12 protein-coding genes are annotated in these 19,703 nt (G+C 65.5%); 2 read left to right on the forward strand and 10 right to left on the reverse strand.

All coding sequences use genetic code 11. The features are described 5' to 3' along the window. Positions 1–14 precede the first annotated feature (14 nt). The 3 genes from Q5H92_RS05435 to Q5H92_RS05445 all read right to left on the reverse strand — a co-directional run bounded on the left by Q5H92_RS05435 (position 15) and on the right by Q5H92_RS05445 (position 5,584). Complete coding sequence (locus Q5H92_RS05435) at positions 15–2,969, reverse strand: sensor histidine kinase (RefSeq protein WP_305010480.1); 2,955 nt, start codon at positions 2,967–2,969, stop codon at positions 15–17. A gap of 186 nt (positions 2,970–3,155) precedes the next feature. Continuing rightward, positions 3,156–5,147, reverse strand: coding sequence for an AAA domain-containing protein (locus Q5H92_RS05440; RefSeq protein WP_305010481.1), 1,992 nt, complete (start codon positions 5,145–5,147; stop codon positions 3,156–3,158). 62 nt (positions 5,148–5,209) lie between these two features. Then, entirely contained in the window at positions 5,210–5,584 is a 375-nt protein-coding gene (locus Q5H92_RS05445; RefSeq protein WP_305010482.1) for a hypothetical protein, read from the reverse strand. 272 nt (positions 5,585–5,856) lie between these two features. Here Q5H92_RS05445 and Q5H92_RS05450 point away from each other — a divergent pair, with 272 nt between their 5' ends. Continuing rightward, positions 5,857–7,419: an FAD-dependent oxidoreductase gene (locus Q5H92_RS05450; RefSeq protein ID WP_305010483.1), complete on the forward strand. Its 1,563-nt coding sequence runs from the start codon at positions 5,857–5,859 to the stop codon at positions 7,417–7,419. A 78-nt stretch (positions 7,420–7,497) separates the two neighbouring features. Further along, positions 7,498–8,643, forward strand: a complete 1,146-nt coding sequence (locus Q5H92_RS05455; protein ID WP_305010484.1) for an L-dopachrome tautomerase-related protein — start codon at positions 7,498–7,500, stop codon at positions 8,641–8,643. 73 nt (positions 8,644–8,716) lie between these two features. On the opposite strand, the gene Q5H92_RS05460 is transcribed toward Q5H92_RS05455, so the two are convergent. From Q5H92_RS05460 to Q5H92_RS05490, 7 genes are all read right to left on the reverse strand, one after another. Further along, the gene (locus Q5H92_RS05460) at positions 8,717–9,829 is read right to left on the reverse strand and encodes a VWA domain-containing protein (protein ID WP_305010485.1); all 1,113 of its coding nucleotides are present in this window, start codon (positions 9,827–9,829) and stop codon (positions 8,717–8,719) included. Positions 9,830–9,987: 158 nt separating this feature from the next. Beyond that, entirely contained in the window at positions 9,988–12,387 is a 2,400-nt protein-coding gene (locus Q5H92_RS05465; RefSeq protein WP_305010486.1) for a DUF5682 family protein, read from the reverse strand. 66 nt (positions 12,388–12,453) lie between these two features. Next, on the reverse strand, positions 12,454–13,356 hold the full coding sequence (locus Q5H92_RS05470; RefSeq protein ID WP_305010487.1) for an NAD(P)/FAD-dependent oxidoreductase: 903 nt from the start codon (positions 13,354–13,356) through the stop codon (positions 12,454–12,456). Positions 13,357–13,483: 127 nt separating this feature from the next. After that, a complete protein-coding gene (locus Q5H92_RS05475; protein ID WP_305010488.1) occupies positions 13,484–14,482 on the reverse strand; it encodes a hypothetical protein in 999 nt (332 codons plus the stop codon). A gap of 8 nt (positions 14,483–14,490) precedes the next feature. Beyond that, positions 14,491–15,012, reverse strand: a complete 522-nt coding sequence (locus tag Q5H92_RS05480; protein ID WP_305010489.1) for a hypothetical protein — start codon at positions 15,010–15,012, stop codon at positions 14,491–14,493. Positions 15,013–15,276: 264 nt separating this feature from the next. After that, a complete protein-coding gene (locus Q5H92_RS05485; RefSeq protein ID WP_305010490.1) occupies positions 15,277–16,365 on the reverse strand; it encodes an ATP-binding protein in 1,089 nt (362 codons plus the stop codon). A gap of 135 nt (positions 16,366–16,500) precedes the next feature. Next, positions 16,501–19,680, reverse strand: a complete 3,180-nt coding sequence (locus Q5H92_RS05490; protein ID WP_305010491.1) for a DUF5691 domain-containing protein — start codon at positions 19,678–19,680, stop codon at positions 16,501–16,503. Between the last annotated feature and the right edge of the window lie 23 nt (positions 19,681–19,703).

The raw sequence follows: 19,703 nt of genomic DNA on the forward strand, positions 1-19,703 counted from the left end.
ATTTCACAATCTCCTCAAAACGGCACCACCAGCCGCACCCGGAAGCCGTCTTCCGGCTCCGGCCCCGCATCCAGCGTGCCGCGCAGGGCCTCGGCGCGCTGGCGCATGCTGCGCAGGCCCATGCCGCTGCGCGAGGTGCCGGCCGCCGGGCCGTTGTTGCGCACTTCGAGGCGCAGCTGGCCGGGGGCGCGGGTGAGGCTCACCCACAGGTCGGTGGCCTGGCGGGCGTGGCGGGCGGCGTTGGTCACGGCTTCTTTGAAGACGAGGTATAGGTGCTGGCGCAACTCCGGCGGCAGGGGCAGGGCATCGGGCAGGCCGTCGGTGGCGAGGTGGGTGTTGAGGCCGGCGGGCGCGGCGGTCTGGTCGAGGTGGTCGCGCATGCGGTCGAGCAGCGCGCCCACGGTATCGGCCTGCGCGTCGATGCCCCACACGATGTCGCGCATGGTGCTGGCGGCGGCCCGGCTGTTGGTCAGCAGGCGGTCGAAGGCCGGGCTGGGGGCGGGCTGGGCCTGGTGCAGCAGCTCCGCCTGCATGTTCACCCGCGTGAGCAGGGTGCCCACTTCGTCGTGCAAATCGGCGGCAATGCGGCTGCGCAGGCGCTCGTCGTGCCGCACCCGCGCCAGCCGGCGCCGGTGCACCACGTAGAGCCCGGCCGCCACTATTGCCGCCGCCAGCAGCCAGGCCCAGGGCTGCCGCCACCACAGTGCCTGCACCCGCAGCGGCACGCGCAGCAGGTTGCGCGCCGCCTCGCCCCGGGCCGACACGCCCTGCATCTCCAGCTCGTACTCGCCGGCCGGCAGGCCCTGCAGCGCCACCACGTGTGCTGTGCCCAGCCCGCGCCAGCGCGAATCGCCACTGCCGCGCAGGCGGTACTGGAAGCGGGCGCGCTCCGGGGCCCGGTAGTCGGTCAGGGCCAGGCTCAGCTCCAGGAAGGCGTCGTGCGGGGCCAGCGTCAGCGCGGGCGCGGCGGGGCCGGCCAGATAGGTGGTGCGGGTGGTATCCAGCGCGCTCAGGTGCTGAGTGTAGGCCGTGAGCAGCAGACGCGGGGGGCGGGGCGGGCTGGCGGGCGCGGGCGCCGGGCGCACCCGGCACACGCCGCCCACGCCGCCAAAAAGCAGGCTGCCGTCGGCCTCGCGCCAGGCCGAGAGGCGGTTGAACTCGGCATCGGCCAGGCCGTCTTCTTCAGTCAATACGCTCAGGTGGCGGGTGCGCAGGTTGTAGCGCAGCAGGCCGGCGTAGGTGCCACCCCACAGCTCGTTGGGGCCGCCGGGCAACAGGGTGCCCACCGTGTTGCTGAGCAGGCCGCTGGCGGTGGTGAGGTGCTCGGCCACGCCCCGGGCGGGGTCGAGGAGCAGCAGGCCCTGGTCGCGGGTGCCGGCCCACACGCGCCCGTCGGGCGTGGGCCAGAGGCAGAGCACGTCGTCGGTGGGAAAGCGGCGGGGGCCGGTTTCGGCGGGGCCGTAGTGGGTGAGGGCGTGGGTGGCGGGATTTAGGCGGTAGAGGCCGTGCTTGGTAGCCAGCCAGAGGATGCCGTCGGGCCCGGCCGCCAGCTTCTGTATCTGCTGCCCCGCCCGGGCCACGGCCGCGTCCGGGTAGGGCCGGGCCTGCTGGCTGGCGGCATCCAGCAGGTAGAGGCCCCGGGTGGTGCCGCCCCACAGCCGGCCGCGCAGGTCGCGCAGTAAGCACAGGCTGCTGGTAAATTCGGAGGACGTGCCCGTCCAGGCCAGGCGCGTCACCTGGCCGGTGCGCGGGTCAAGCTGGCCGAAGGCGTGGTTTTCTTCGGCGAAAAATACCTGGCCGGCGGGCGTGGTGGCCACGTCCAGCAGCACGGCATCGGTGGGGCGGCCGGCTTCGGTGAGGGGCAGGGGGCGCAGCGGGGCGCGGGGGCTGTCGGCGGCCTGCACCAGGGTGGCTCCGTAGGCGCTCACCAGCAGCCGGCCATCGGGCAGGCGGCTGATGGCGCGGGTGCTGTAGCTGCGCAGCGGCCGGGTGGGCAGCAGGTCGACGCCCGTGGCCGTGGCCCGCTCCTTGAAGCAGCCGCGCTGCCCCGGGCTGGCGCTCCAGCGCAGGCCGCTGGCGTCGGTGTACACGGTGTATTGGCGGCTGAGTTGACCCTCGCGCTCGAAGGCCACGGGGTGCCGGGCCACGGTGGGCAGGCGCTGGCCAGCGGGCCAGGTCAGCTCCACCAGCTGGCGCGCCACCACCCACTGCCAGCTGCCGGGCGTGGTGCCGGGGCTGAAATTGTTGACGTTAGGGCCCGGCAGCCAGCGCCGAACCTCGCGCAGCTCCCCGTCGGGCTGGGCTTCGTAGAGCGCATTCGAGCCCACCAGCTGCAGGGGCTGCGTGCCGGGCACGGGCTGCAATTCGCCCAGATAAGTGCGCACTGGCACCGCCGCCACGCCGGCCGGCGGCCCGTGCCCCAGCTCGTGCAGCACCGAAACCATCCACATATCCGCCGCGCCATCGGGCCGCAGCCAGGTGGCGGGCGCGCGCAGGGGCGAGGGCACCGGCCGCGCGGGCAGTTGACCTGCGGGTAGGTAGGCCAGGTGGTTGTCGTAGCTCACCCAGATGTCGTGCGAGCGGGGGTGCTGTACCAGCGCGTAGATGCGCGGCGGCACCGCGCCTTGCTCCGGCAGCGTGATGCGCATGAGTTCCCGGCCGCGCAGGCAAAACAAGCCGTTGGCGCTGCCAATCCACAGGTTTTGCTGCGTGTCGAACACGAGGGCCTGGGCGTAGCCGATGCCGGCCTGCCCGGGCCGCGAGGTGAGGGCCGGCAGGGGCACCAGCTCGTAGCCGTCGTAGCGAAACACGCCTTCATCAGCCGCTACCCAGAGCAGGCCGGCGGAATCCTGCACCAGTTCGTGGATGAGCAGACGGCCCAGCAGCGGGTCGCGCTGCCACGTCTGGGCCCGGCCGGGGCCGGCCGCGCCCAGCAGCGCCAGCAACAGCAGAAACAGGAATCGACGCACGGGCAAGGGAAAAAGCCGGTGCGAAAATAACGGCTGTTGCGTTACTTATTCAGTGCTAAACCTGGGCAGTAGAGACGCAATATTTTGCGTCTCGTCGTTGCTGATGTTGTTTAGCTTGTGCGGTTCTGCGCGGTTTCGGTAGTTCAACGACGAGAAGCAAAATATTGCGTCTCTACATCTTCCTTCCTAGTCCTGCAACTCCCACGCCGTGCGGTAGCCGCCCACACTCTCTACGTACTCAATCAGCGCCTTGAAAAACGGGTGGGCGCTCAGCGTCGAAGAGTCGCCGACGAGCAGCAGCTTTTTGCGGGCCCGGGTCATGCCCACATTCATGCGGCGGATGTCGCTCAGGAAACCGATTTCGCCGTGGTTGTTGCTGCGGGTGAGGGTGATGGCGATGATGTCGCGCTCCTGGCCCTGGAACGAATCCACGGTGCCCACGCTGAGCTGGCGGTGCAGCATGAAGCCGCTGAGCTCGTCGTTTTCCTCGATAGCGTCTTTCAAATAGTTGATTTGGGCGCGGTAGGGGGCAATAACGCCGATGCTGAGCGGGTCTTCCTCATGGTCGGCGGGGTCGTAGGGTTCGAGGAGTTGGGCGAGGCGTTTCAATAGTAAATCCGCTTCTTCGGGGTTGGCGGTGGAGCGGCTTTCGGGGATGGTGATTTCCTGGAAGCCGAAGCCGGCCGTGTCGAGGAATTCCACGGGCAGGTCGGGGGCGAAGCGCAGGTCGTAGGCGTCGAGGCCGGCGTGGGCCACGGTGTCGTAGGCCACCAGTTGGCCATCGTAGAACTGGTCAGAGCTGAACTGCATGATTTGCTCGTGCATGCGGTACTGCACCGTCAGCATCCGAGCCGTGGCCGGCTGACGCTTGATGGCCTTCTCGAACAGCGTTTCGCGCAGGGCGCCGGCCTTGTCGCTCTTCACCGTGGGCGGCAGCTGGTGGTGGTCGCCGGCCAGAATCACGCGGTTGCCCTTGGCAATCGGAATCCAGCAGCCCGGCTCCAGGGCCTGCGCGGCCTCGTCGATGAACACCGTTTCGTAGGTCAGGTGGCGAATGTTGCGGTTGCTGGCGCCCACCAGCGTGCAGGTGATGACCTGCACCGATTCGAGCAAATCCTCGGTGATGTAGCGCTCCAAATCATCGGCCTGCTGAAACAGCATGCGCGCTTCATCCTTCAACTGCCGGCGGTGCTGCTGCTCCTCAAAACCGAAGTTGCGCACGTACTTGCTGGCGGTTTCGCGGTACTGGTCGGCCGTCTGGCGCATCGAGCGCATTTCGTTGTAGCTTTTGTGGTTCATCACCTGCGCATCCAGCGTGTGCTCCAGCAGCAGGTCAGAAACCCGCGAGGGGTTGCCCATCCGAATGACGTTGACGCCGCGCTCGGCCAACTTCTCGGTGAGCAAATCGACGGCCGTGTTGCTCGGCGCGCACACCAGCACGCGCCGCTCGCGCCGGATGGTTTCCAGGATGGCCTGCACCAGCGTGGTGGTTTTGCCGGTGCCGGGCGGGCCGTGGATGATGGCCACGTCCTTGGCCGCCAGCACGTGGCGCACGGCTGCCAGCTGCGAGTCATTCAGCGGGCTGGGGTAGAACAAGTCGGTAGCTTTTTCGTCGCGGAAGCGGGCTTCCTTGGCTCCCAGCAAGATGTCGCGCAGCTCGGCCAGGCGGTCGCCGTAGGCACCCATGACTTTGCCCAGGGCGTAGTCCATCTCGCGGTAGCTCACCTCGTCGAAGGTCAGGTCGATGCCCAGCTTGTGGCCTTCGGTCACCCAGTCGGGCAGGTCTTCCTTGGTGGTGGCGAGCAGCAGCTTGTTGCGCCGCACACTGGTGATAACGCCGTTGAGGGTGGGCCGGTCGGTGGCCGCGCGGCCGGGCACGTTGCCAAACAAAGCCGCGTTCTTGCCCACCTGAAACAGGTGCAGGCCCTGCTGCCCGGCGGGCCGCTCCAGCTCCAGCACCACTTTGCCGCCGAAGCCAATGTCTTCCTGCGTGATGGTGACGGGGTACCAGGTGAGGCCGCGCTGCTGCCGCTCCTGGATGCTGGCTTTGGCGTTTTTGAGTTTGAATTGCTCCAGGTCTTCCTGCTGCTCCAGCTTCATGAGGGCTTGCACCTGGCGCAGCTCTTTTTCGATGGCGTAGGGGTCGACGGGGGCGAAAGGGAGGGTGGTATCGGACAAAAGAATGCGGGTTGGGTTCGTTCGTGAATACGAACAACCATTAACAAGTGATGATTTAATTCCTATCGCCAGTGCGGTAGTATCCGGCAAAGCGTTTCAGCAAATTCCTGCGTCAGCTCAGCCGTTGGCGGATTTGCCTGGTGTTCTTTAATTAGACGAATGGCAGCCAAGCTATAACACTGTTTTACGCGAAAGTTTTCAAGATACTTTGCTTTGATAATAGCTTTAATGAGACGGTTTGACTTACGTTGGTACCCAATTACAACTACAGATTCACACATACCTCCAAAATAATCGATGATATAGACTTTTGCACCGGGGCGGAAGTGTTTGGTGCCAGTGCGTATTTCTTCACCGCCGGGACCGTATGGACGCTCAGTAACAATATTGCCTACAGCCGTGCAGAAAGATTCTTGAGGGATGTCGGATTCTGTCATTGCCTATGGTCTCTGTTAGCTACGGTCAGCCGCATTTCAGTCGCAATAGTGATGTGCTAGTGTAAGGGAAGCTTGGCAAATGTCGGGCGCGGGGCATAAACTCTGGAATTACCTCAACCCCGGGGAATCGGCCAAGCCCCAGCGGAAGCCTAACCGGAATGAGGCATATTATAGCTTCAAGAGCAGTACGACCGAACCCAGCGGCATCACTAAAAATACCCGTGGTCCGTATGAGAAGTACTTTTGCAACCTCTCATTTTCCTTAAAAATTTATGGCTGACGCTGCTGCCACGCCCCTCACCGGCCCTGACTTTTTGAACGATGGCCTCGCCCTCACCGACCTGCCCGATGGCGGCATGACCACCGGCCACGCCCACGGCGAGCCCGTACTGCTGGCCCGGCGCGGCAATGAAATTCTGGCCATATCGGCCAAATGCAGCCACCTGGGCGCGCCGTTGGGCAAGGGCTTGCTTGATGGCGACACCGTGCGCTGCCCCTGGCACCACGCCTGTTTCAGCCTGCGCACCGGGGAGGCCCTGCGCGCCCCGGCCCTCGACCCGCTGCCCTGCTGGACGGTGGAGCAGCGCAACGGCCGCGCCTACGTGACCGGCAAACAAGCGCGCGACCCGTTGGCGCCCGTCGGCACCTCCGAAACCAAAGCCTACCCAGATGCTGTGGTCATCATCGGGGCGGGCGCAGCGGGCAGCGCGGCGGCCGAGATGCTGCGCCGCGAGGGCTACAAAGGCCGCATCACCGTGCTTGACGGCGAGGCCGAAGCGCCGTATGACCGCACGATGCTGTCCAAAAGCTTCCCGGCCGATGAGAAAAAGCCAGTGGCGCTGCGGCCGGCGGGCTTTTATACAGCGCATAAAATTGATATTGTGCGCGGTGAAGTCGCGGGCATTGATGTGGCCGGCCGGCGCGTGCTGCTGGCCAACGGCGCGGCCCACGCCTACGACCGGCTGCTGCTGGCTCCCGGCGCCGAGCCGATACGGCTCGACATTCCGGGCCACGACCTGCCGCACGTGCACCTGCTCCGCTCGCTGACCGACCACCGCGCCATCGTGGCCGGGGCCAAAGGCGCGCGGCGGGCCGTCGTTATCGGGGCCAGCTTTATTGGGCTGGAAGTGGCGGCGGCCCTGCGCGGTTTAGGTCTGGATGTACACGTTGTGGCGCCTGACCAGCTCCCGCTGGCTAAGGTGCTGGGGCCGGAGCTGGGCGAAATCGTGCGCAAGCTGCACAAGGAAAAGGGCGTGTTTTTTCACCTCGAACAAAATGCCGAACGCATCGAAGAAGGCGTGGTGGTACTGGAAAACGGCGAGCGGCTGCCGGCCGATTTGGTGGTAGCCGGCATCGGGGTGCGGCCCCGCCTGGCGCTGGCCGAGGCCGCCGGATTAGCTATTGAAAAGGGCGTGACCGTGAACGAATACCTCGAAACCAGCGCGCCCGGCATCTTCGCGGCCGGCGACATTGCCCGCTGGCCCGACCCGCACTCCGGCCAGAATATTCGTGTTGAGCACTGGGTGGTGGCCCAGCGCCAGGGCCAGACGGCCGCCCGCAACATGCTGGGCCAGCGCGAGCAGTTCGACGCCGTGCCATTCTTCTGGAGCAAGCACTACGACCTGTCCATTCGCTACGTGGGCCACGCCGAGAAGTGGGACGAGGCCGTGGTAAGCGGCGATTTGGCTAAACAGGAATTCTCGATTGCCTATAGAGCCGGTGGTAAAACCCTGGCCGTTGCCAGCGTGAAGCGCGACCTCGAAAACCTGAAAGCCGAAGTGGCCCTGGAAGCCGATGACGAAAAAGCGCTGGAAAAGCTGCTGGCCGGGGCATAGCCAGCGAAAGCGCGGCGTGGCCAGTAACCCGAGCACGGCCGGGGCGCGTAAAGACTGAAGGACTAATTCACCAAAAAGATGCTCTTTTCTCGTACCCTGCTGCTATTACCCGCCGGCCTGCTGCTGGCCGCCTGCTCGGGCGGCTCGGGCACCGAAAAGGCCGTGGGCGTGGCCCTGCCGCCCAAGGTGCCTACTTCGCCTTCGGCCGCCAAACTGGAGTTGGTGGCTACTTCCGACACCATCTGGAACGGCGTGGCCGTGGCCGACGACGGCCGCACCTTCGTGCTGTTTCCGCACAACGAGGGAGGGCCCGGCACCCGCATCGGCGAGCTGAAAGACGGCAAAGTTACGCCCTGGCCCAACCGCGCCTGGAACAATTGGCAGCAGCCCGGCGACCCCGCCAAGCAAGCCTTTGTGCGGGCCAATTCCCTGCGCTTCGGCCCCGAAGGCTACCTCTGGATAGTGGACACCGGCACGCCCAAGTCCGACGTCGTGCCCGTGAAAGACGGCCCCAAGCTGCTGGCTTTCGACATCAGCAAGAACCAGCTGGTGAAGTCCATCGACCTCTACCAATACACCCGGCCTAAAAGCTTCGTGGACGATTTGCGCTTCCACGGCGAGATGATTTACGTGACCGATGCCGGCGCGCCCGGCCTCATCGTGCTCAACCAGAAAACCGGCCAGGGCCGCCGCCTGCTCAACAACGACAGCACCACCACCGCCCGCCGGCCCATGTACGGCGAGGGCAAAATGATGCTCAAGCCCAACGGTGACAAAGTGGCTTTGCACGCCGACCAGATGGAAGTGTCACCCGATGGCCAGTACTATTACTACCAGACCGCCGCCGGCCCCATGTACCGCGTCGAAACCCGATACCTGGACGACCCCAACATCAACTCCGCCGACCTCGCCAAAAAGGTCACCTACTTCTTCAATTCGCCCACCTGCGGCGGCACCGCCATCGATGCCGACGGCAACCTCTACGTGTGCGACGCCAACGAAAAGCGCATCCTTAAAGTGACGCCCGCCGGCCAAAGCAGCGTGTTGGTGCAGGACCCGCGCCTCATCTGGGCCGATGCCCTGTGGATTGACCAGGCAGGAGCCCTCTGGATTCCGGTGCCCCAGATGAACCGCACCGCCGGCTTCCAGCGCGGCCTCGAAACGGTGAAATTCCCGGTCGAACTGCTGAAAATGGAGTTGGGTCTGAAGCCGTTCCGGGACTAATTGTAGCGTGGACTCTGCGAGTCCGCGCATCGCTTGGTCAAACCCAGGCAAGCGCGGACTCGCAGAGTCCACGCTACAGCGCCTCCAGCTTTTGCCCCTGAATGGCCCGGGCCATCAGCTCCGGAAACTTTGCCGGCGTGCAGGCGAAGCTCGGAATCTCCAGCGCCGCCAGCTGCTCGGCCACGCGCCGGTCGAAGCTCGGGGCGCCATCGTCGCTCAGGGCCAAGAGCACCACGATGTTCACGCCGGCGGCTTTGAGGGCGGCGGCGCGCTTTATCATTTCTTTCTCATTGCCGCCTTCGTAGAGGTCGGTGATGAGGACGAGGATGGTATCCGTGGGGCGGGTGATGAGCTGCTGGCAATAGCTGAGGGCCAGGTTGATATCGGTGCCGCCGCCCAGCTGCACGCCGAACAGCAAATCCACCGGGTCGTGCAGGTTTTCGCTTAAGTTTACCACGGCCGTATCGAACACCACCATGTGCGTTTTTACCGCTTTCAGCGAGGCCAGCACCGCCCCGAACACGCCCGCATAAACGACAGAAGAGGCCATCGAGCCGCTTTGGTCCACGCAGAGCACGATTTCCTTCAGCGCCTGCCCGCGCCGCCCGAAACCCACCAGCCGCTCCGGAATAATGGTTTTGTGGGCCGCTTGGTAGTGCTTCAGGTTGGCCTTGATGGTGGCGCCCCAGTCGATTTCGTGGTAGCGCGGGCGCGGGTTGCGCACGGCCCGGCTCAGGGCGCCCTGCACGGCCTGGCGCAGCGGGTTGCTGAGTTTCTTTTCCAGCTCGCGCACCACTTTGGTAATGACCTCGCGGGCAGTGGCCTTGGCCTTTTGTGGCATCACCCGGCTCAGCGACATGAGTGTGCCCACCAAATGCACGTCGGCCTGCACGGTGCGCAGAATTTCGGGCTCCAGCAGCAGCTGGTTGAGGCCCAGGCGCGTCATGGCGTCCTGCTGCATAATGGCCACCACCTCGGTGGGAAAATACTCCCGAATGTCGCCCAGCCAGCGGCTCACGCGCGGCGCCGAGCCACCCAGCCCGGCCTTGCGCTCGGCCTTGTCGCCGTCGTAGAGGGCGGTGAGTACGTCGTCCATACGGCCGTAGTCGGGCGGCATCGATACCGAATTGGCAGCATCGGCGGCGCTGCCCAAGACGAGTTTCCAGCGGGTAGGGGTAGTGGGCATGAATGGATTTGAGTTGATAATTGAACGTCATGCTGAGCGCGGTCGAAGCATCTCGCGTGCAGAAGTAATTCAATCGTAAGAAAAAGGATTAGTGGTGGCACGCGAGATGCTTCGACTTCGCTCAGCATGACCGTTCGGAGGACTGTTCGAATTAAAAATTAAACGCCCAGCAACTCGCGCAGCCCTGGTAGCACCCGCGCCCCGCGCTCCCAGTCAAAATCCTCGGTTTCCGGCGCTACAGCGGCGCCCGCATCCGTACTCGCTATTTCCAGAATCTGCCGCCGCTCTGGCAGCGAGAAATCGGTGAAGGCCCGGCGCAATAGCGGCACGATTTCGCGGAACGTGTCTTCGGTGAGTTCCGCCATCCAGTGGTCGAGCAAGTCGAATAACTCACGGTGGTGGATGAGCAGCAGGCCGCTGCCGCGCAGGAAGCCTTCAATCCAAGCCGTGGCGTAGTCGGTGGGCTGGGCGGGGGCCAGGGCCAGGCCGAGGGCCGTGGCGGTGGCGTCGGGACCGGTTTGCTGGGCATCGAAAAGCAGGCGGGTGGCCGTGCCGGCCAGTAGGCCGTTGGTGGCGGCGTTGCGCTGAACGGCGGCCAGGGCGGCGTACCAATCAGCTTCGTGGGCGTCGTTTTGCAGCAGGCGGATGGCCTGATGGGTGGCTTCGAGGCGCTCCAGCAGGGCTTTGGCGGCATCATAATCCAGCCCGGCGCAGGCGGCGGGCAGGCCGATGCACAGGCGCGGCACCAGCTGCTGCACCACCTGGGCCACTTGCCGGGTGTCGGTGCGGCGCACGTTGCCGTAGCGCAGCACCTGGGCCAGCGGGGGCAGGGCGGCGAGCAGGTGGGTTACGTCGCGGGTGTCGGCCCCGATGGTTTCGAGCCGGACCACCAGCGCCGGAATGGCCGGGCCGAGGTCGGCGCGGAGGGCTTCTTCGAGCAGCGTGCTCACGGTTTCGAGGCTGCTGGCTTCGGCGGCGCGGGCGGTGGCGCGGGCCACGGCGGCGGCCAGCACGGTATTGCCCCAGCGGCCGGCCTCAATCACGGACAGGGCCATTTCGGGCTCCCATTCCAGCGTCCAGAGTTCGTGGAAGGTGCCGCTTTTGCCGCTTGCTTCCTCCGGCTCGCCCCAGTTGATGGCCAGCAGGCGCAGGCGGTGCAGCAGGTGGCTGCGCTCCAGCTGGGCGGGCTGGCGCAGGTCGAGGTCGAGCGTCTTGGGCGTGGCTTCGGGCTTGAGGCGCAGGGTTTTTTGCTGCTGGGTTAGGTCCTGCTGCAAGGGCGTGGCGGGCAGGCCGGCGGGCACCTCGCCCAGCCTTACGCCAATTACCAACTCCTTGTGTACCAGCGCCAGCTGCTCGGCGTAGCCCCCGCCCAGGATGGCCACGGCGGCTTCCTGCAACTCATCGATGCCCGGCAACGCCAGCCCGCGCACGGCGGCCAGCGCGGCAGCCAGCCGCACACCCTCAATGGCGTGGGCGGAGGAGGCGTCTACGTCCTGCCCGCGCAGCAGGCGCGTGGCGCGCACCATCCAGTGCGTCAGCACTTCGGCCCGCGGCTGGGCAAACAGCAGCTCGTACCAGGCCGGCGAGAGCACGCCCGCTCCGTAGCCCGAGCTGAAAGAAAGCCGCTCGTAAGTCCACGGAATCCAGGTGGTTTCGGTGGCAACTTTCTTGAGGCCTTTCAGGCGGGCTTTGTCTTCCTTTTTGAAGAGTTCGGCTCGCAGCACCGGCGCGTGCCAAGCGCCACAGACCACCGCCATGCGCGGGTAGCCCTGGGCCAAAGTTGCGCGCAAGCTTTCGCGCATAAAAGCCTCGCGCAGCAGCGTTTCCTCGGTTTCGGGGCGCCGCAGCTCCTCGCGTAGCGCCGTCATCAAATCCAGCACCACGGCGAAGGTGTCGGCTTTGCCGGGGGCGTGTTCGAGGTGGGTTTCCCACCACTGCTCCGAATCGGTGTAGCCGGCCAGGTGGGCGATGTAGGCCACGGGGTCGGTATCGGGCTCGACCTCCGGCGGCTTACCGCTCGGTCCCGAAACCTCACGCCCTGACCCCCCCTCCAAAAGAGAGGGGGCACCAGCACCGCTTTCTTCAGCTGGCTGGAAACCATGAATTTCAACAGGAACAGAATCCGCCCCAGTTTCCAGAGCTCCTTCGTCCTCACGAATCGGTGCCCCCTCTTTTTTGGAGAGAGGGTCAGGGGGTAAGGTTGACGGAGAGGTAGTCAAAGCCGCTTCCCGCATCCCAAACCGCAACGACATCGGGAAATCCATGCACCTGATGTGCGCCTGATTCCTGAAGCACCACTGCACCGCCTGCCACTCTGGCGAAAACTCCGCGAATGGCAGAAACGAGGCTTGGCCTTGCTGCTTGGGGTTGTACACGAGCAGGGCCACCGGCGGTACCAGTTCCGGATTAGTGGCCGTGGCCAGAGCGGCTTCGGCATCGGCGGGGCATTCCAGCAGCACGATGTCGGGCCGGAAGGCTTCGAGGGCGGCCACGAGGCTGGCGGCGCTGCCAGGGCCGTGGTGGCGAATGCCGAACAGGCGCAGGTCGGGGGTAGGCATGAGCGGAAAAGGGTTGGACAGGAGCTGCAAATGAACAACACCGGGCCCAACCCGCCCTGCACCTGTCTAAAAACGCTCTTCGATTAGCTCCATGTTGATAAGGGCGCCGGCTTTGCCACCAGCGGCAACGGCGGCTGAAACGGCCCGGAAGGGCGTGGTCGCATCGCCGGCCGCGAACACGTCGGGCACGCTGGTGCGCTGGAAGTCATCGACCTGCACGTGCCCCATCTCCGTGAAGGCGCAGCCCAACTGCCGGGCCAGGGTACCGGCCTGCTCAAACGGCACGCGGGCAAATACCGCGTCTAGCGGGCGGGCGCTGCCATCGGCCAACTGCACGGCCTGTAGCTGTCCTTGGGTGTGGACAATGCCGGCCAACGGGGTTTCCACCACGGTAATGCCGTGGCGGGCCAGCGTCTGCAACTGGGCGGGGCTGAGCGTGGCGGGCCCGTCCGTAAACAGCGTCAACTGACGCGACCAGTTATGAATGAGGCGGGCAAAAGCGAAGCCCATCTCGCCGTTGCCGATGACGCCGAGGCGCTGCTCGGCCACTTCGTAGCCGTGGCAGTAGGGGCAGTGCAGCACCGAAATGCCCCAGCATTCGGCAAAGCCGGGCAGGGCGGGCAGCAAGTCGATGACGCCCGTGGCGAGCAGCAGCTTCGACGCTGTGAGGCTGGCCCCGGCAGCAGTTTCGATGCGGAACCCACCACCGGGAAGGGCGGTGGCGGTCAGGGCTTCGTCGGCCCGCAGCTCGATGGTGGGGTAGTGTTGCACCTCGGCCCGGGCCTGGGCGCGCAGGGCGGTGGGCGTGGCGCCGTCCTGGGTGAGGAAGTTGTGGGAGTGGGGCGTCTGGCGGTTGCAGGGCCGGCCGGTGTCGAGGACAAGCACGCGGCGGCGGGAGCGCCCCAAAGCCAGCGCGGCGGAGAGGCCGGCGTAGCTGCCACCGATGATAATGGCGTCGAATTCTTGCATGAAAAGGAAAGTAGCGGGCTTGCAAAGGACGCAAGCTTCGGGTCTGACGGTACAGCCCTGCTTTCCTTACATGCGGATTTTAGGGAATATTAAAAAGCGCCGGTCGTTAGCAGAAACCTGCTCAAGCTCAGCAGTCATACTCTTCCACGCGGCTGACGGGGGCTCCCGTGGCGCGTTCCAGCGCGTCGGCCATTCGGCCGAGGGTGGGCGAGCCGTAGGCATCCTGCAGATGGATGGCACCCACATACAGGGAAATGTAGCCACTGCCCCGGGCCGGGTGCAGCGTCACGAGTTCGAGCAGGGGCGGGGCATCGACGGGCACCAACACCGTGTCCCGGCGGGTTGAAACGGCCCAGGATTCCTGGCCTGGCACGGCCCACAGCAGCGCCTGCTGCTCGGTGAGCTGCCGGGCCAGGAGGGCGGGCGTGTCGCAGAGGCCGTCGCGGTAGAGGGCGCGCTCCGCCTGCCGCCGCTGGTCGTTGGTATAAGGCGTTTGAGGGCCGGGGCTGCTGGAATCGGGTACGTAGAAAGGCGTGTAGGTTTGCGCAGTATCGAACCGTTCGAGTTGCGAGACCTGCCCGGCTACTGCGGCGAGGGCGTTGGCCTGGGCTTGCGCGGCGGCCACCAGCGGCCCGGCCACGGCCACCATGTCCTGCCAATCGAGAAACAGGCCGGCGGCGGCCGGCCCACCCGGCTCGTCAAGGCGCACGCCGCCGTATACCGACAGCGACACCTGCAATGGCCACTGCTCCCAGCGGGCCGAGTACTTCACATTGCCGGGGTGGTTGGCATTGGGGTAGGTTTTGGCCTCGGTGGGCGGGCCGAGCAGCTGCGTGAGGGACTGCATCCAGGTAGCAGGCGGCACGGCCCGCTCCCCTCGGTGCGTGGGCGGCGGGGCCAGCTCGTAGCTGACTTGTAGCACGGGCTTGTGGCGGGCCTGGGCGCGCACATTGCAGGCCGTGGCCGCCAGCCCGAACACGGTGTGGCAGGCGCCGCGCAGGTTGGGCCAGCCGCCGTAGGGCTCCCACCACGCCCGGCCCGGCAGCCGCGCCTCCACTTCGGCCAGGCTCAGGCCCCAGGGTAGCTGGGTGTCGTCGATGGGGAAGGTAGTGGGGTCGAAGGGCATAGAACAGATTAGTTCTTTAGAAGAAAGCCGAGAAAAACCTGAAGCCGAGACAAAAAGGTACGGGGGTGACGAAATTTTATTTCATCAATTGATAGCTCTGCTGTTTCTGCCGCCGATTTATAATTAAGCTGCCAGTAGGGAATTGAATGGCAAACGGTTTCGGCAAATTCTTTGGTCAGGTAATTAGTATAGTCAGTATTGTATCGTGGCTTTGGCGGATGATGCTCTTTGAATTTGGCAATAACCGTTGGGTCATAACAGACTTTGGGACGAAGATTTTCCACCAGTCTTACGTCAATTGTCAAGGTTATATAGCGTCTGGATTTGCGGTGCAATCCAACCACTATAATCCGTTGACACATCCCGCCATACCAATCGATGATATAAACCTTAGCTCCCGGCGCGAAATGATTCGTGCCGAAGCGAATTTCTTCGCCGCCCGGCCCATAAGGGCGCTCCCGAATGATGTTGGCAACCGCGGTCCAGCATGATTCGGGAGCCACTTCAGCATCTGTATTCTCATCTGCCATTGAATTTCATTGCTCAGGGTTCCTGGAGGCTCTTACCATTTGCCTCTTTCTGCCGCTCCCGTTCTCGAATTAATATTGTTGCTGATTCCCGCGCCGCCGTTATGTAAAGCCGGTTCTGGTTCATTGCCAATAAATCATTTGTGGACTTGGTTTCAAACTGGGCAACAAATACTTCAACCTGTTGCTCATGGTCGGCCGCTGATTCCTCGGGCGTAGCCAACAACCCAAGTTCGCGAAGACAGGCAATGATTTTCGAGAATTTCATTACTCCACCACCTCCCGGCAGGCCCTATACAAATCCTTCCAGCCCTCGCGCTCCTTGGCCACGGTTTCGAGGTATTCGAGCCACACCACGCGGTCGGGGGCGGGGTCTTTGATGACGGCACCGGTGAGGCCGGCGGCCAGGTCGTGGGCGCGCAGGGTACCATCGCCGAAGTAGGCGGCCAGGGCCAGGCCGGAGTTCATGACGGAGATGGCCTCGCCGGTGCTCAGGGTGCCGCTGGGGCTCTTGAGCTTGGTTTTGCCGTTGTCGGTTACGCCCTGGCGCAGCTCGCGGAAGATGGTGACGAGGCGGCTGATTTGCTCCAGCGCGGGCGCCTCTACGGGCAGCTGGAGGGCCTGGCCCTGCTTGGCCACGCGGGTTTGCACGATGTGAACTTCCTCGGCCAGGGTGGCGGGCAGGGGCAGCACCACGGCGTTGAAGCGGCGGCGCAAGGCACTGCTGAGCTCGTTCACGCCCCGGTCCCGGTCGTTGGCCGTGGCGATGACGTTGAAGCCCTGCCGGGCCTGGATTTCGGTGCTCAGCTCGGGGATGGGCAGCACCTTTTCCGAGAGCATCGTGAGCAGGGTGTCCTGCACGTCGGAGGGGATGCGGGTCAGCTCTTCGATGCGGACGAGCTGGCCGGTTTCCATGCCTTTGTAGAGCGGGCTGGGCACGAGGGCGGCCAGCGAAGGGCCTTCGGCGAGCAGGCGGGCGTAGTTCCAGGAGTAGCGCAGGCTGTCTTCGGCGGTGCCGGCAGTGCCCTGCACCAGCAGGTTGGTGTGCCCGCTGATGGCGGCGGTGAGGTGCTCGCTCACCCAGCTTTTGGCCGTGCCGGGCACGCCGAGCAGCAGCAAGGCGCGGTCGGTGGCCAGGGTGGCGACGGCAATTTCCATCAGCCGCCGCTGGCCGATGTACTTGGGCTCAATCTCAAACCCATTATCGAGCTTGCCGCCCAGCAAATACGTCACCACGGCCCAGGGCGAGAGGTGCCAGCCGGGCGGTTTGGGGCGGGCCTGGTCGGTGGCTTTGAGGGCGGCCAGTTCTTCGGCGTACAGGTCTTCGGCGTGGGGACGGAGCAGGGTGGGCGTCATGGAGTTGGTTGGGGTGTAGAAAAGTAAAAGAACGTCATGCAGAGCGCAGCGAAGCATCTCGCGTGGGCTAGTATTTCAATCGATTGGATTAGTGGTGGCACGCGAGATGCTTCGCTGCGCTCTGCATGACCGTAATCACTCGCTCAGCGACGATTCCAAATCGGCCTGGAAGCGCAGGGTATCGACAAACGTATGGAGCTGGGGCTGAAAAACCGAGTGGGCCTGGTCGATGGCTTCGACCTGCTGAATGGCCCAGGCCACATCGGCGGGAGCGAGGTTAGGGGCCACGGTTTGGGGCAGCAGCCAGGCCAGCTGCCGCAGGTGGTAGGGTGGGGCGTTGACCTCGTACACGACGGCCGTTTTGGTTAGCTGGCGGGTGATGGCGTCGAGCACGGCGCTGCTGAGGGCGCGGGGCCAGGGCGCGGGCACGAAATCGAGGCCCAATGCCCAGTCGGCCTGCTGGCGGCGCACCCGTTCCAGCGTGGGCGCCAGCAGCAGGGTGCGCTGGTCGGCGGCGGGCAGCAGGGCGGCCAGCTGGCCCCACTCGATGCCGCGGGCGCAATTGGCGCGGTCCAGCGCGGGCAGGTCTTCCTGCCACAGCTGCAGGAAAGCGCCGGCAAACGCGGCATCGCGGTGTAGCAGGGTGCTGTGCGCCCAGCCCGGCAGCAGGGGCAGCGCCCATTCCGAAGCCAGCGCCGCCGCGAGCAGCTCGCCGGGCGTGAGGCCGAGGTGGGCGGTCCAGCGCCGGGGCGGCAGCAGCCCGACCAGGTTGCCGAGGCGGCCCGCCGCCGGGCCCAGCGTGGTTTGCAGGCCCACGGTGGTGCTGATGCGGTACTCATAACGCGCGGTTATCTCCTCAATGCCGTCGAGCAGCCAGGATTTGTCCCAGGCGGTGGGCAGGGTGATTTCCAGGGTGGGCTTGCCGAGGCCCAGCAGCTTGCGTTTGGCCGTGATGAGCGGCGCGGCGCGGGCCCACAGCCGCTCGATGAGGGCGGCGCCGGGAATCTGCACCAGCAGCTCGGCTGCGCGGCGGCGCACGTCCTGGCCCCGCGCTTTGAGCAGGGCTTCGAGGGTAGGCTCGGCGTCGGGGTGCAGGTGGCGGGCCAGGATGTTGAGCAGGGCTTCCTGCATTTTGGCTGGCTCGGTGGGCAAGGCGGCCAGGAGCAGAGCGCGGGCCGCCTCGGGCATCTGGTCAAAATGCTGGTTGAGCCAGGCCAGACGGGCGGCGGAGGGGCCGGTTTCCCAGGTGGTCAGGTCGGTGCCAGAGGCGGTGGGCGCGGGCAGGTTGTCCCCCAGCTTGCTCCATTCGGGGTTCAGCGCGGCCAGCCAGTGGCCCCGCGCCCCCAGCACTGGCCCCAGCGCGGCCCGGGTTTCGGTGGAGCGCGTGGCGTGGCGCAGCAGTGGCACCAGCAGGGCCGGCGGCACCCGCAGGTCGCGCCCGGCGAGGCGGGTGAGGTAGTCGGGCAGCAACTCCAGATGCAGGGAGTTGACCAGCATCTGGTGCAGGTGGCTGGTGCCTTTGGGGCCGACGACGGGCAGCAGCTCAGGCGGCGAGGGCGCCAGGGCCGGGCCAGCAGCCGAGGCCGGCTCGTAGCCCGCCTTGCGCATCAGGGCCAGCGTGCCGGCGGCCAGCAGCAGCTGTTGTTCTAGGGTGTCGGCAGGGGTGGGAAAGGCGGGGATGGGCTCGCCGCTTTGGCGGGTGCCGAGCAGGGCAATGCGCAGAAGCTGCGCGCCTTGCGGCGGCACCGCGCCGCCCGCTTCGACCTCACCCCCTGACCCCCTCTCCAAAAAAGTGGGGGCACCGGACATGTTCCTTGCGAGTTCAACCATTGAATCGTCCTCACGGGCCGGTGCCCCCTCTTTTTTGGAGAGGGGGTCAGGGGGTGAGGTCGATGGGAAGGATGAATTTCCCAGCCAGCTGCTCAGCGGCCGGAATGCCTGCCCGTCCCACTCGCCGAATAGCGTTATCGGATGACCACCGCTTTCAGCCAGCAGCTGCCAGCCAAAATCTTCCTCAATAAAGCGCAGCGGCAAAGTGTCGGTTTCGGTGGCGTGGTGCAGCTGCCAGCGGCCGTCGGGTAGTGGGGCAGGCAGCACCTGGGCCAGCGTGGCGGGCCACTCGCGCAGCCAGGGCTGGCGGGCCAAGGCGCTGGCATAGTCCTGCAGCAGCTGGCTGATGGACTGGCCCGCGGGCACTGCATGGGCGGGCACTGTACCATCAAATTTCACCTGCACCGGCGCCGCCCGCAACGGCAGTAGGCCGGGGTAAAAGGCCAGTTCGCCCAAATAGGCGCCGTGTGGTATAAACGGCGTGCTGAAAGGCTGGCTGCCAAACGAAAACTCCAGCACCAGGGCCGTGCGGCCGGTGTCGCGGCCCAGCAGCCAGGTGCGGCGGGCGGTCAGGCGGTCTTCCTCCCAGCGGAACTGGCCCAGCACGCGCCAGGCGTCGGAAATCGGGGTGGCAGTGGCCAGCAGGTCTTCCTTTTTCAGGTTGACTCCGACTTGCTGGAGCACCTCGGCCCGGGCATCGGGGCGGAGGCGGGGCAAGTTTTGGAAAGTCCGCACCTGCAAATACAGTTCGCCGAGGCGGCCGAGTAGGCGGCCGGGCCAGTCGGCGTGGGCGTGGCGCAGGGGGGCCAGCTCGCGCACGGTCGCGGCCAGCCCGGGCAGCTGGTTGTCGACCAATCGGGCGGCCTGGTTTTCCCAGAAGGTAGTTGGCTGCTTATCGAGCGCGGCCAGGCCGGCGCGCATCAGGTCTTCGAGCCAGGCCGTGAGTTCTTCGGCCCCGGCAGCCATGCGGGTCAGGCGCTTGGGGTCGACGGCCGGTGCGGCCTGACTTTGGAATGACAGACCGGCGGCTTCGTCGGTCGCCGTTTCCGGCCCGGGTAATGAAGAATCAGGGCTGGTTTCGTCGGCTAGCAACTCAGCCGCGGCAGTGGCTTTGGCCGCTTTAGAGGCGGGTTTCTCAGCCTTCTTCTCCTGCGTTTGCTGGCGTTTTTCCAGCCATTCAGTCAGCCAGACCGGGGGCATGTTTCCGACCAATAATTCTGGTTGGCGGGCCATGAGCAGCAGCAGGCCCGCGCCGTGCTTGCAGGGAAAAACGCGGCTCGGGCAGCTGCACTTGAAGGCAGGCTCCGTGAGGTCGATGCCGGTGAGGTAGGGCTTGCTGCCGCTGCCGGCGCACTCGCCCCAAGCGGCCGTATCGGTGCGGCCCAGATTGGCCCATTTGGCTGGTTTCAGCAGTTCCTGACCCCGTTTGAGGGTGCCAGGGTCGGTGATGAGGGCGAGGGCCTGCGCTTCGGAATAGGTAATCATGCGGGGCGGGGTAGGCTCCAAAA

Source organism: Hymenobacter mellowenesis (assembly GCF_030581005.1).
GTDB classification, from domain to species: Bacteria; Bacteroidota; Bacteroidia; order Cytophagales; family Hymenobacteraceae; genus Hymenobacter; species Hymenobacter mellowenesis.

Bases quoted from the DNA above. Each gene is read 5' to 3' on its own strand.
- Q5H92_RS05485 (WP_305010490.1), bottom strand. From the start codon at position 16,365: ATGACGCCCACCCTGCTCCGTCCCCACGCCGAAGACCTGTACGCCGAA.
- Q5H92_RS05455 (WP_305010484.1), top strand. From the start codon at position 7,498: ATGCTCTTTTCTCGTACCCTGCTGCTATTACCCGCCGGCCTGCTGCTG.
- Q5H92_RS05470 (WP_305010487.1), bottom strand. From the start codon at position 13,356: ATGCAAGAATTCGACGCCATTATCATCGGTGGCAGCTACGCCGGCCTC.
- Q5H92_RS05465 (WP_305010486.1), bottom strand. From the start codon at position 12,387: ATGCCTACCCCCGACCTGCGCCTGTTCGGCATTCGCCACCACGGCCCT.
- Q5H92_RS05480 (WP_305010489.1), bottom strand. From the start codon at position 15,012: ATGGCAGATGAGAATACAGATGCTGAAGTGGCTCCCGAATCATGCTGG.
- Q5H92_RS05445 (WP_305010482.1), bottom strand. From the start codon at position 5,584: ATGACAGAATCCGACATCCCTCAAGAATCTTTCTGCACGGCTGTAGGC.
- Q5H92_RS05460 (WP_305010485.1), bottom strand. From the start codon at position 9,829: ATGCCCACTACCCCTACCCGCTGGAAACTCGTCTTGGGCAGCGCCGCC.
- Q5H92_RS05450 (WP_305010483.1), top strand. From the start codon at position 5,857: ATGGCTGACGCTGCTGCCACGCCCCTCACCGGCCCTGACTTTTTGAAC.
- Q5H92_RS05475 (WP_305010488.1), bottom strand. From the start codon at position 14,482: ATGCCCTTCGACCCCACTACCTTCCCCATCGACGACACCCAGCTACCC.
- Q5H92_RS05490 (WP_305010491.1), bottom strand. From the start codon at position 19,680: ATGATTACCTATTCCGAAGCGCAGGCCCTCGCCCTCATCACCGACCCT.